Raw genomic sequence first — 12,213 nt, 5'->3', positions numbered from 1 at the left:
CGCGATGTCCATCGTTTCGCGGCGTCAGCCGACGTTAGCCCGATGGGAATTTCACCTCCGTGGCACCTAGGGCTTACCATGGAGCCAAAACTCTTTGATTTCCGCAGCGGTCATTGCTCGTCGAGCAATGACGAGCTCATCGACGGCGCCATAGAATCGTCGGATGGAATTACCATTCGATTTGGTGATCTCTTCCATGGACGCACCAAAATTGCCCAGCTCCATGAAGTCCAATAACAACGGCTCGCTACTTTTTAGCTTTCCCCGACCGATCGGCGCGCCGTCGAGATAATGCACAATCTCCTGCTTGGCAACATCGCATGTAACAGCCATGCATGCCCAATGCCCCCACCGGTCTGGTCGCGTGCTTACGCTGTCAGCACGAACCGTTTCGTAGTCGGCACGGTTTTGCAATCCATGGCCAATGCTGAGCGTGACATTCGATTGCTGGCGAGTCAGCTCCCAACGCACTGTTTTGACCGCCGATGTCTGCAGCCGCTGCATGGCGTCAGCGATGGATTTATCCTCAATCGGCGCAAATCGTAGGCGGCGGGCTGGATTCTCTGTCATTAACAGAGATGTATTCTGTTGCGTCAAGCCGTCCAGGCGGACCCACGCCATGAACGTGACTTCGTCGAAACGACCAGGTACTTGAAAGAGAACGCGATCGTTCACGTTTCGATAGAGCAGCGCGTGCTTCATGGGCCAGCGACCCTCCGCCCACTTACAGCCAATCACGACGCCATCGGTCGCTGCGCTCTTTCGAACAACTCGGTTGGTAAGTTCCAAGGCGCTCGGATCGGCTTCCTCAAATGTGTAGTGGAGTAGCACATCCGGATCAGCATCCATTTCCTCGGACTGTCTCTGCCAACGCTGGTATGCATGGGTGGCTTGACGCAGTAGCTGGTCACGGAGGTCTGCTGTCTGGGGAAACCGGTCGGGTGAATACGTAACGGCTTCGAGTCCAACGGTAGTGGCCCGCACGGCCTTACGCTCGGTGAGCTCCACGGCAGTGTTTCCGCCCGACTTGATCTCCACAGCACCATCGAGGACGTGAACCTCGCTTTCCTGTCCCCCGCCAGCCTGGATGCTGAAGGCAGTCCCCAGATCGATCACCTCCAGGTTAGACGTGGTGATTTTGAAACCACGCCCCATCTCAGTGACGAAACAACTGGCCACCCCTGCCCGGAGCCAGACTTCGTCAGCAGCCATCAACTCAAAATCAGCTGGCGCTCGGACCAGCAGACGAACGCCGGCAAAAAACTCAATTTGCACAGTTCCCGAAGACAACAATAACCGACCGGTACCGAGCGAATCGCCAACATCCGGACGGTGCGGTCCATCCCATCTGGCGTCCACCATCTGGCTGAGGACCGCGATGCCATCGGTCGGTGACTTCACCTGCGAGTGGATCGCTGCAGCGCCGCTGTCCCCCGCGGTCTCCCGACTTTGACGGGCGACCGCCTTAGGTCCGATGCCGTTCAGACCAATCTGCCACGCTCCAATCACCAGTGCAGATGCTAGCAGCACGGTGGCGGCCAGGACCGCCGGCATCCATCGAAAACGGTGAGATTTCGGTTCCAATGGAGCGGCATCGATTCGCTGCATGAGCAGTGTTTCAAAATCACCCTCCGTCCCAGGTTCGGCCTTCACACCGAGCAGATCCTCGAGTTGCAGCCAGCGGGGCTCGCTCGACTGGACCGCTCGCAATTGTCCTAGGAGGGCCAACTCCTCTACAAACGACTCACGAAAGGAGTCGTCCTCACGCAGTCTCCGCACCATCGGGGAGATTGATTGCTGGACGTCTGAAATGGAGTCCCAATCGTCCGAAAGCCATCGCTGGAGGAGTTGTTGCAAATCAGGATCCATCACTCAGTCTCCCTGCGAACACATTCTCGCAACAACGCGTTTGCACGGTATTGCAGATTGTAGATGGCACCGGTTGACGTCTGCAGCTCACTGGCAAGGACAACGGTCTTCACGCCATCGAGTCCAGCGCGGACAACGCGTCGCATGCGATCAGGCAGCGTATTGACGCAGCGGAGGAGCGCCTCGATGGCGTGGTCCGATTGGTTTGCAAAGTGAGCTTCCAGATCTCGTTCGACGATGCCGCTCACCTCTTCGCGAAACCTAGCTTCGCGAGCATGCCGTCGACTGGTCGAGCGAAAGTGCATGAGTAAACGATTACGCGCGATGCCTCGTAACCACGCACCGAAATCTGTGCGATGATCGAACTGCTCTAGCTGGCGAAATGCGGTCAAAAAGACGTCCTGCGCGAGGTCGTCGATCTCATCGACGCGATGAAGGTGGCTTCCGAGATAGCTGCGGATCATCAACCCGTACTCGCGCACGAGCACCCGGAACTGGTCACGTTCACCGCCGACCACCCGCCGAATTGCGTCAGAAATACACTCAGAGTCCACTAAATCCGTCCTCGCATCTTTCTTCTGCCGCCCTGGGTCAAATCTCACACACTTTTTTGATGGAATTGATGAGTTCGTTGCGACTTGTATTGCTGCCGCATAACCGGTCAACTTTCGTGGCGGTTACAGCGTAGTGACGGAGCCCGTGTGACACCGCGAGGCAGTCGAAATCGCTGGGTTTGGGCATATCGAGTCGAATATTTCGCTAAGATCAACTAGAATAACGCCTAATCCTCAACCATCTCCCACACGTTCCCTCCCCACCAATCATGACGTGGGGCGAGCGTCCGCTCGCCAACCAAGTTCTAACATTATTTATGAAAACACATTCTCCACTCAGCCAACTGAAGAGTTTTGTCGGTTTGTCCTGTTTGGCCAGCTGCTTGACCGGACCTCTTTGCTCTGCCCAAGCGGACGACGGAAGTAGCTCAAAACAGACCGCTCCTGACGTCATCACAACGGTCACGGACGCAGAATTGCAACAGACCAAGCGGGTGCGACCGAAGTATGTGCAGCCGGTCCCTGTCGCGGGAGAAGCGCCTACGACGACCATGCCACTGCAGCCCCGCGACGGTGAATCGATCGTGTTTCTGGGCAATACGCTGGCAGCCCGTATGGAGCTGTTCAACGAGTTCGAAACAGCACTCTACGAAGAATTTGCTGACAAGCAGCTGACCTTTCGCAACATGGGCTTCCCGGGGCACACGCCGGCATTCCGTCCAGAGGCCGGTAGACCCGACCCTTGGGCGTTCCCGGGAGCCGAAAAGTTTCGGCCGGAGATCCAAGGGCACTTCGGAGAGGGACACTACCCCAAACCAGACGAATGGCTAACAATTGTCAAAGCGGACACGATCGTTGGATTTTTCGGTTTCAATGAATCGTTTGACGGGCTCGACGGCGTAGAGAACTTCCAAGATGAACTGCGTGCTTTCGTCGATCACACTTTGTCTCGATCCTACGAACGCACGGCGGGTAAGCCCCCGCGTCTGGTGCTCGCTACGCCCATTGCGATGCAACAGCTCCCCCAATTCAATCTGCCCGATGCCGACGAGCGAAACTCAGTCTTGCGAGCCTACGCGGACGCCGTTCGGACGGTTGCTGAAGAGAAAAGCGTGGGCTTCGTCGATCTGTTCACCCCAACGCTGGAGTGGTTCGAGAATTCAGATGAGCCGCTGACCATCAACGGCGTGCACCTGTCCGAGGAAGGCTACAAAAAGCTCGCTCCGATTCTGATGGAGAAACTCTTTGGGGCTTCCCCCAGTGATGCGGATACCAACCCCCTGCTGTATCAAGCTGTTCAAGACAAGGCGTGGTTCTGGCGGAATGATTATCGGATGCTCAACGGTGTTCACGCCTACGGACGCCGCTGGGCACCCTACGGCAACTTCAATTATCCCGAAGAGATCGAGAAGATTCGGCAAATGACCGTGTTGCGGGATGAAAACATTTGGGCCATCGCTCAAGGGAAGTCGTCAACACTTGAGGTCGATGACGCGATGACTCGACCGCTCTCATCGGTGGAAACCAACTTTCAGCCCAGTGCGAAGAATGGCACCCCCGATTACCTCAAAGAAGAATCCGAGGCGCTGAAAAAATTCACGCTGCCCGATGGGTATGAAGTCTCGCTGTTCGCCTCAGAACAAGAGTTCCCGAATCTCGGCAACCCAGCCCAAATGGAGTTCGACAATCAAGGGCGGTTGTGGGTGTCGACACTGCCAAGTTACCCGCACTACAAGCCGGGTGACTCGAAGCCCAATGATATGCTCCTAATCTATGAGGATACCGATGGCGATGGCCGGGCGGACAAGGAAACCGTGTTTGCCGATGGGTTGCATATGCCCATTGGATTTGAGCTGGCCCCCGAGGGCGTCTATTTGTCTCAAGAACCATTTCTGGTGCTGCTCAAAGACACCGATGGCGACGACCACGCAGACAAGATGGAGTACTTGCTCGATGGTTTCGATTCACACGACACCCACCATGCCATTTCCGCATTCGATACCGACCATGGCAGCGGCATCTATATGTGTGAGGGCCGCTTCCTTCACTCGCAAGTTGAAACGCCGTGGGGGCCCCAACGCATGACCGACGGAGGCGTATGGCGGTTTGACCCCAGCTCGTGGAAGGTCGAACGGGTGATGCAGATTGACGTCAACAATCCGTGGGGCGTTGCCCACGATGAGTATGGCCAGACCTTTGTCAACGATGCCTCGGGCGGAGATCAATATTGGTTGTTAGGTTACTCCGTCAAGATTCCGCATTCGAAGGAAATTGCGAAGGTTTCGAAGTTCAATTACGAACATCACACACGCCCCACCTCGGGTGCAGAGTTCCTGTATAGCAGTCACTTTCCCGATGAAGTCCAAGGTGACTATCTGTATGCGAACACCATCGGATTTCTCGGCATCAAGGAATGCAAGACGATTGAAGATGGTGCTGAGATCAAAGGGAAGTTCCGGCAGGACCTGATCCAGTCATCCGACGGCAATTTCCGCCCCTGTGACCTGCAAGTCGCTCCCGACGGTAGCCTTTACTTCATCGACTGGCACAACACGCTGATCGGTCACATGCAGCACAGTGCTCGGGACCCCCTTCGTAATTCCGAGTACGGACGGATTTACCGCATCACGCACTCCGACCGGCCACTGGTCGAGCCGCCGACTGTGGCAGGTGCCGAGATCTCGCAATTGTTCGAGAATATGAAGTTGCCCGAAGTGAACGCTCGTACGCGATCGCACATGGAGTTACGTGGCCGTCCGAAGCAAAGTGTGCTCGACGCTGCGGCTCAATTTGCCAGCGAGAACGCAGACGATGAACGTTTGGTCTTGGAAGCCCTGTGGGCGACCTGGGGACAGCAAGCCCCATCAACGGACCTGCTCGAAAAGTGCTTGCAGGCCAAAGATCATCGCGTCCGTGCGGCTGCAGTTCGAGTTATCCGTCACTGTCTGCATCTACTCGACGATCCCAGTGTCTACCTGACGACCGCGGCGACGGACCAGCATCCGCGCGTGCGACTGGAAGCACTTTCTGCAGGTTCATGGCTCGGCGGGAAGACTGGCGCAGAGGTGCTGCTGACGGTGGCCTCCTACAAAACCGATCGTTGGATTCGCAACTCGCTCAACAGCGCCATGATGCTGCTCAAACCAGATGTGGAGGCTGCGATCGAAGCAGGGTTCGTCGACCCGGATACCCTTCAGGTTGAGTACGGCGAATTGCTGGCGGGCAAACTCGAAGGAGCAATGAAACCGAAGGACTACCGGACCAAAACCGATAAGTTCAAAAACAAGAGATTCGCGAAAAAGTATAGCCTCGGCCAGCAGGTGTTCTTCGAAGAAGGCTCGTGCTATGCCTGCCATCGTGAGAATGGAGAAGGCGTCGCGCGAGTCTACCCGCCCCTGGCTGGTAGCGAGTGGGTCAACGGTGATCCCGATCGGTTAATCAAGCTGACGCTGCATGGTATTTGGGGCGAAATTCGCGTTCGTGGAAAGGTTTTCGAACCGGATATGGGCGTACCGCCGATGACCGCGATTGGGAACATGTTCAACGACGAAGAAATCGCCAGCGTGCTGACCTACGTTCGAACCAGTTGGGGCAATGACGCCGACGAAGTTTCCGCCGACGACGTAAAACGCATTCGCGCGGCGACGACGGACCGTCAAAGATTCTATCGCCCTGAAGAACTCCTCGAGATGCATCCGTTTCCCGAGGGAAGTCGCCCGGAGATGAGCGAGGAAAGCGTTGCCAATACGGAGCTTGAAAATGCTTTAATCGCTGAGCCCATCGGTGATCTGGTGCGCGACGCTCGCCAGCGTGGTGATGCCGTTCGGGGCGCCAAACTCTTCTACTGGGAGCAGACCGGATGTGCCACCTGCCACGATGTTGGCGTCGGCTATCAACTCGGCCCAGAATTGACGGTTTCGCGCAAGGACTCCACGGATGAGCATCTGATCGAGTCGATTCTGAAGCCGTCTGCAAAAATTCTATCAGGCTATCAGACCGTCAACGTGATCACCGTCGATGGCGCGGTCCTGTCTGGGTTCCTGGTCGAAGAATCTGAGGACAGCCTGACACTCAGCATCGCCGCTGACCAAGGCAAACCATGCGTGATTCCGATGGATGATGTCGAAGAGGTGATTAAATCGGATGTCTCGACAATGCCCATTGGCTTGGCGGCGACGTTAGAAAACCGTGACCAGTTTCTCGATCTCGCTCGCTTTATCATGGAAGTCAACGAGGGTGGCCGTCCGAAACTCAATCGGCTGAAAAAGCAAGCGAACCCATAATGGTTTGGGGGGGTGAGCATGGATCGAACCTTCTCTCCGATCTCAAACTGCCCCTGGTCTTGAAATTTGTGCGGATACGCTGAGTCGATGGTATTCACCTCGGCTCAGCGTCGTCGTTTTGGAGGCGACATCGGATGAGCCGTAACATCTCTGAAAATGTGAGCGTCCAAGACGCATCCGCATCCGCATCCGTGATCACCATAGTACCGCGTCCTGCGAGTGCTGCCTCCTTTTTCGCCACGATGCACTACCGGTTCGAAACAGACGAATGGTACCTGCCAGGTTGAGCAACCTTAACGCTGATGTCGTTCACGACCAGCGTCACTGGGCAAGCGTCTTCGGCAGAAATACAATGGGTCTGGGTCGGTCTGTCTACCTCGCCATAAAAGGTTGCGGCCGCCATCGCCAGTGTTGTTCAGAATGTCCAACTCGGCGTCGGGTGCGGCGTCATGATCGAGCTGCGAGATCCGTTCGCTCTGATCTAACGAAAAGAGTTCAGCTTTCCTGCCGTGGGTCATGTTCAGGACGGGGAATGGTCCGCCCATGAGGATCGATCTCCGGATGTCGCGTCTGGGTGTCGAGATTCTGCTGCATCGGGCGGTCAGTGAAATGCTCGAATTGCTCGGCTTTGTCATGAATCTTTGTGGCGTCCATGTCAGCTTCATTGACCAGGTATTGCTCCCATAGCCTGTGCGAGCGAACGATGTCTCGGGCCCGCTGCGTTCCCGCTTCAGTGAGTTCGCACCCGCCATCAGCCCAGCGAAGATGTCCTTGGCGGTAGAGTCGAGACATCGCGATGGCTACGGCAGAACGGGAGGCAAGGAGCTCCTCGGCAATCATTTCCCTGCGTATCGAATACTCCGCCCCGGGCGTTTTACGGCTCTCATGCAAGCGTTCGCGGTGGCGATAGAGAAACGCCACAATATCGTCCGCCAAAATACTTAGTGACAGAATCTGACGCCTTGCGAGCTTAACCACCATGCCATGGCGAGGTGCGAAGAAGATAGCAACCATGAAAAACACGCCCACCATCACAGCCATCATCCCTGCTGTCGTGGTGCTTTGGAAGCCAAACCAAGTCGGTACGATCACGGCCGCGACATGTCCGCTGACAGCGCCCATTGCAGCAATGACCGTCGAAAGCACGATCATCAAACCCAGTCGATCGGTCAGGAGGTAGGCCGTTGCCGGTGGCACGATAAACATTGCCACCACCAGAACGTTCCCTACGCTCTCAAAACTGGCCACGGCGGTTACTGCAACCAGCACCATCAATGCATAGTGCATGAATCCCGCCGAAAAGCCCATTGATGTCGCCAGGGACGGATCAAAGGCAGTTAACTTGAGCTCCTTGAAAAACACGAGCACGAACACCAAGTTCACCAAAGTCACGACACCCAACACCAGCACGGCGCGTGGCAGGGTAAAACCGAATGTGGTTACCGTATCGAGCGGAGTAAGTTCGATCGCCCCGTAGAGCACACATCCAGCGTCCAGATCGACCTTGTCAGCGGCTTGCACAATCATGATCAACCCAGCTGCGAACAGGGACGTGAAGACCACGCCCATCGATGCGCTCTCATCGACCTTGCCCACACCGCGGATCCACTCGGTGAACAAAGCCGTCAAGACGCCAACGACTACCGCCCCGACAAACATCGGTACACTGCTACGGCTGTTGCTGATAAAAAAGGCGACTGCCAAACCAGGCAGAACCGCGTGTGAGACCGCGTCACCTAACATACTCAGTCGGCGGAGTACTAAAAAATTCCCCACGAGAGCGGAGGCGACAGCGCATAACACCCCGGCGAGTACGATCCATCCATCCAGCTGCCAGTTCCAGGTCATGATTGTTCACCACTGGGAATCACTCCATGCGGATTCGCTGGCACCGGAATGCGGACAGGTTGTTGCTGGAGGAGGTGTTCGAGTTCGTCGATAAGTTCGGGCTCCAACACATGCTCGATGCGATCGGCGTCGCGGTCCACACGGCTGGGAGCGGTATCGGCGTGGGTAATCAAGTAGAGTTCCCACAATCGATGGTCCCGCGTCAATCGTGCTGCCTGGACATAACCAGCCCGCGTGAGACGGATGGAATCGGCCTGTCGATTGACCAACTGTTCCCGCTCTGCCGAAGCCAGTGTTCGTTGTAATTGAGTTCGCGACCAACTGCGTATCTCCAACAGCTGCTCGATTGGCACAGCGGGATGATTGTGCGGGGTGGTGTGCGGATCCTCCAACTCGAGTATCTCGTAGAGACCACGGAGCAAATGCTGCCTGCGAATCCGCCGATTGACATGGGCACGCCTCAGCCAGCGAATCAGTACACCGCGCGCCGATCCGAAGAACATACTGAAAGTGAACAACGCCGTTGACGCTAAGACAATCATAGCGCCCGAGGGAAGTCGCGGCATTAAAGCGCTCGCAGCGCCACCGACCAAGCCGCCAAGGGAGCCGAGAAACGCGGAGAGCCACGCGACAACCCATAGCCTTTCGGTCCAAAATCTGGCCGCGGCAGCGGGAGTGACGAATAAGGCGACGACGAGGATCAATCCCACCGCTTGCAAGCCTACGATGGTCACGAGCACGACGAGTGACATCAGGCTCAGGTCCAGTGCCAAGACAGGCATCCCCCGTGACCCGGCAAAATTCTCGTCAAAGCACAGCAACTTGAACTCTTTGAACAGCAGCAGACATCCGATGATTGCCACGCACGACGCCAATGCGATCAGTCGGGCATCGTTGGCATTCATCGACGCTGTTTTGCCGTAAATAAAGCCTTCCAATCCGGCAGCGCGGCCGGTCTCCATCTGCTGAACGACGCCGAGCAACGCGATCCCAGCGCCAAAGAATACACTCAGCGCAATCCCCAATCCGGCATCTTCCTTTAATTTGGTTTGCGAGCGAACGAGCAGCACCAAACCTACGCCTAGCAATCCCGAGACCGTTGCGCCTGAAAGCAGAACCGGCACGGACTTCGCATTCATGCCCAACCCGCCGGCCACCATGAACGCCAATGCGATGCCTGGCAAACTCGCGTGGGCCAAGGCGTCCGCCAGCAACGCTCGCTTTCGCAGCAGCGTAAAACTGCCCACCAAACCTGCGGCTGCCCCCAGCACTGCGACTCCGAAGAGCACGACTCGGGTATTGTAGTCCTGTAAAAAAAGAACCCGCTGCCACTGATCGATGGTCGGCCAACTCACGCTTCGGTCGGTAATCGAACCTGAGGGCGATGCAGCAAATGCGACGGAGGGAAAAGAAATCAGGATCAGGAGCAGGAACCAGCGACGCGCACCGCCAATGCGTTGCATGACGAGATTGTGATGGAGCGAAGAGATCTCCACGGTGTCGAGACTCACAGCGTACGCTCCCGGCGACGCATCGCTTCGCTGACTTCATCGAGTAGCGTCAACCGACCGCCATACGTCTTTTGCAAGTTCTCCGAAGTGAACACTGATTCGATCGGACCGTGGGCGACCACACGCATATTCAGGAGCACCGCGTAGTCAAAGTACTCCGGCACCGTCTGCAGGTCATGATGAATTACCACAACGGTTTTGCCACGCGACTTGAGCTCACGCAACAGCTCGACGATGGCCTTCTCGGTGGATGCATCGACCGCCGCGAAGGGCTCATCCATTAGGTACAGGTCCGCGTCCTGCACAAGAGCCCGCGCCAAGAACGTCCGCTGCTGCTGGCCCCCGGAAAGCTGGCTGATTTGGCGGTGGGCGAGATCTGCAATTCCCACCCGGCGGAGCGCTTCCAATCCTGCTTCGCGATGTCGCTTGCGGACCGGCAGGCACCAACCGATTTTGCTGTACAGGCCCATTGTCACAACATCGAGAGCATCGACGGGGAAGTCCCAATCAACGCTTTCGCGCTGCGGAACGTAGCCGACCCGGTGACGATTGACGCGGTATGGCTTGCCGAAAACCTCGACACGCCCCGATGCCCGGGGCACGAGATTCATGATCGCCTTGAGCAGGGTACTTTTCCCAGCTCCATTGGGCCCCACAACGCCAATCAATGCGCCCGCCGGCAGATCAATCGCGACATCCCAAATCACGGGCTTGCGATGATAGGCCACGGTGAGGTCGTCAACCGATAATGCGATTGATTCCGCTTGGCTTGCTGACGGGGACACCTCGATTGCTGGGGTCATTGATTGAGTTTGCCTTGAAAGCCATGCTCCGGCGCTTCACCGCCCAAACCGCGAGCGACGACAGTGAGATTGTGATCTAGCATACCAATATATGTCCCTTCATACGTGCCCGGTTTTCCCATCGCGTCGCTATAAAGTTCTTGATCGCCCACGCTAATTTCGTGGCCGCGGGATCTCGTGCCCTCGACGAGCGAGTCAATATTTTTCCGTGGCACGCTACTCTCGACAAACACTGATTTCACTTTCTTCTCAACCAAAAGGTCAACCAGTTCATTGATTCGCTGCAGGCCTGCTTCGGACTCCGTTGAGATCCCCTGCACACCCATCACTTCGAGTCCATAGGCACGCCCGAAGTAATTAAAAGCGTCGTGAGAGGTAACCAGAATTCGGCTGTCTGCTGGGATCGTCGCGATCACCCGTTTGCCGTATTCGTCCAGCGTCGCAAGCTCCTCGCGAAGCATTTCGGCTCGGGCGCGGTAGCCCGACTCCGAGGGCGGATCGATCACAGAGAGTTGATCAGCGATCACATCGACGCACTTCGACCAGGCCAATACGTCCATCCAGACATGGGGATCGTAATGGCCCGCGAGACCTGCTGGCTCGAGCAGGGATGTCTCATCGAGAACCTCAGTGATCCCAACGACCGGTTTGCCGCGAGCCATTTTAACCAAAGTGTCGGTCATCTTTCCTTCAAGCATCAAGCCCGAATAAAAGATCACATCAGCGTTCATCATCGCTAACACATCGTCGCGGGTCGCTTTATAGAGGTGCGGGTCCACGCCTGCACCCATGATCTGTGTGACCTCAACCCGGTCCCCCCCAACGCTCCGCACCAACTCAGCAACCATTCCCACCGTCGTCGTCACAGCGATAGGCTCAGTGGGATCGACCGTGACCGCGTCAGGTTTTGCCTGTGAACTCGCGTCCGGGTCACTGGAGTGGATGCAGCCAGATACAGTCGCCGCCAATACCCAGATTGACATAAAAAAGACGATAAAAAGAGGTCGCTGCATCTGGCAATGGACTCCCAAAGACCCTGGTTCGGCGCGGGTACGGAACAACACGAGCACTCTTGCTCCAACTTTCACATGGAAAGAGTCGCTCATTAAAGTAGCCATTGCTACAAATCCTGTCTAGAGCCGTCACAGCACGCCCCTTAGCGATCCATGTCCACTGCGGCGACATGTATTCATCCTCGCGTTTGGAGGCGGCTGTCACCTCCAGCTCGTCTGCGGCGGCGAAGCCTTGTTGTTACGTGATGCGGCTGCAACGCCACCAGATATCGCGTTTACCTCATTCACAGCGTCCGGTACATTGTGCACGATTGCTGCGGGCCGGTACGGCA

7 protein-coding genes are annotated in these 12,213 nt (G+C 56.5%); 1 reads left to right on the top strand and 6 read right to left on the bottom strand.

What is annotated here, in order from left to right; all coding sequences use genetic code 11:
- Positions 1-66: 66 nt before the first annotated feature.
- Both Poly21_RS04545 and Poly21_RS04540 read right to left on the bottom strand, forming a co-directional pair.
- On the bottom strand, positions 67-1,869 hold the full coding sequence (locus tag Poly21_RS04545; RefSeq protein WP_146405772.1) for a LamG-like jellyroll fold domain-containing protein: 1,803 nt from the start codon (positions 1,867-1,869) through the stop codon (positions 67-69).
- Positions 1,869-2,423 (bottom strand): sigma-70 family RNA polymerase sigma factor, encoded by a 555-nt coding sequence (locus Poly21_RS04540; protein ID WP_302117563.1) that lies wholly within the window; start codon positions 2,421-2,423, stop codon positions 1,869-1,871. The genes Poly21_RS04545 and Poly21_RS04540 overlap by 1 nt, the downstream gene beginning before the upstream one ends.
- 317 nt (positions 2,424-2,740) lie before the next feature.
- On the opposite strand from Poly21_RS04540, the gene Poly21_RS04535 reads away from it, so the two are divergent.
- Positions 2,741-6,706: a PVC-type heme-binding CxxCH protein gene (locus Poly21_RS04535; RefSeq protein WP_146405771.1), complete on the top strand. Its 3,966-nt coding sequence runs from the start codon at positions 2,741-2,743 to the stop codon at positions 6,704-6,706.
- A gap of 495 nt (positions 6,707-7,201) precedes the next feature.
- Here the strand turns inward: Poly21_RS04535 and Poly21_RS04530 are convergent, their stop codons facing one another.
- From Poly21_RS04530 to Poly21_RS04515, 4 genes are read right to left on the bottom strand one after another with little or no spacing between them, the layout of a single operon-like run.
- Positions 7,202-8,554 carry a metal ABC transporter permease gene (locus Poly21_RS04530; RefSeq protein ID WP_146405770.1) on the bottom strand — a complete coding sequence of 451 codons (1,353 nt, stop codon included), beginning with the start codon at positions 8,552-8,554 and terminating at the stop codon, positions 7,202-7,204.
- Complete coding sequence (locus Poly21_RS04525) at positions 8,551-10,065, bottom strand: metal ABC transporter permease (protein ID WP_302117560.1); 1,515 nt, start codon at positions 10,063-10,065, stop codon at positions 8,551-8,553. Before Poly21_RS04525 ends, Poly21_RS04530 begins: the two co-directional genes overlap by 4 nt.
- A complete protein-coding gene (locus Poly21_RS04520) occupies positions 10,062-10,868 on the bottom strand; it encodes a metal ABC transporter ATP-binding protein (protein ID WP_146405769.1) in 807 nt (268 codons plus the stop codon). Before Poly21_RS04520 ends, Poly21_RS04525 begins: the two co-directional genes overlap by 4 nt.
- A complete protein-coding gene (locus Poly21_RS04515) occupies positions 10,865-11,851 on the bottom strand; it encodes a metal ABC transporter solute-binding protein, Zn/Mn family (protein ID WP_302117557.1) in 987 nt (328 codons plus the stop codon). Before Poly21_RS04515 ends, Poly21_RS04520 begins: the two co-directional genes overlap by 4 nt.
- Between the last annotated feature and the right edge of the window lie 362 nt (positions 11,852-12,213).

Source organism: Allorhodopirellula heiligendammensis, from assembly GCF_007860105.1.
Classification (GTDB): Bacteria; Planctomycetota; Planctomycetia; order Pirellulales; family Pirellulaceae; genus Rhodopirellula; species Rhodopirellula heiligendammensis.
The sequence above is the reverse complement of the archived record's forward strand: the minus strand, read 5'-3'. Positions and strand labels throughout refer to the sequence as shown.

Bases quoted from the DNA above. Each gene is read 5' to 3' on its own strand.
- Poly21_RS04545 (WP_146405772.1), bottom strand. From the start codon at position 1,869: ATGGATCCTGATTTGCAACAACTCCTCCAGCGATGGCTTTCGGACGAT.
- Poly21_RS04535 (WP_146405771.1), top strand. From the start codon at position 2,741: ATGAAAACACATTCTCCACTCAGCCAACTGAAGAGTTTTGTCGGTTTG.
- Poly21_RS04530 (WP_146405770.1), bottom strand. From the start codon at position 8,554: ATGACCTGGAACTGGCAGCTGGATGGATGGATCGTACTCGCCGGGGTG.
- Poly21_RS04520 (WP_146405769.1), bottom strand. From the start codon at position 10,868: ATGACCCCAGCAATCGAGGTGTCCCCGTCAGCAAGCCAAGCGGAATCA.
- Poly21_RS04515 (WP_302117557.1), bottom strand. From the start codon at position 11,851: ATGTCAATCTGGGTATTGGCGGCGACTGTATCTGGCTGCATCCACTCC.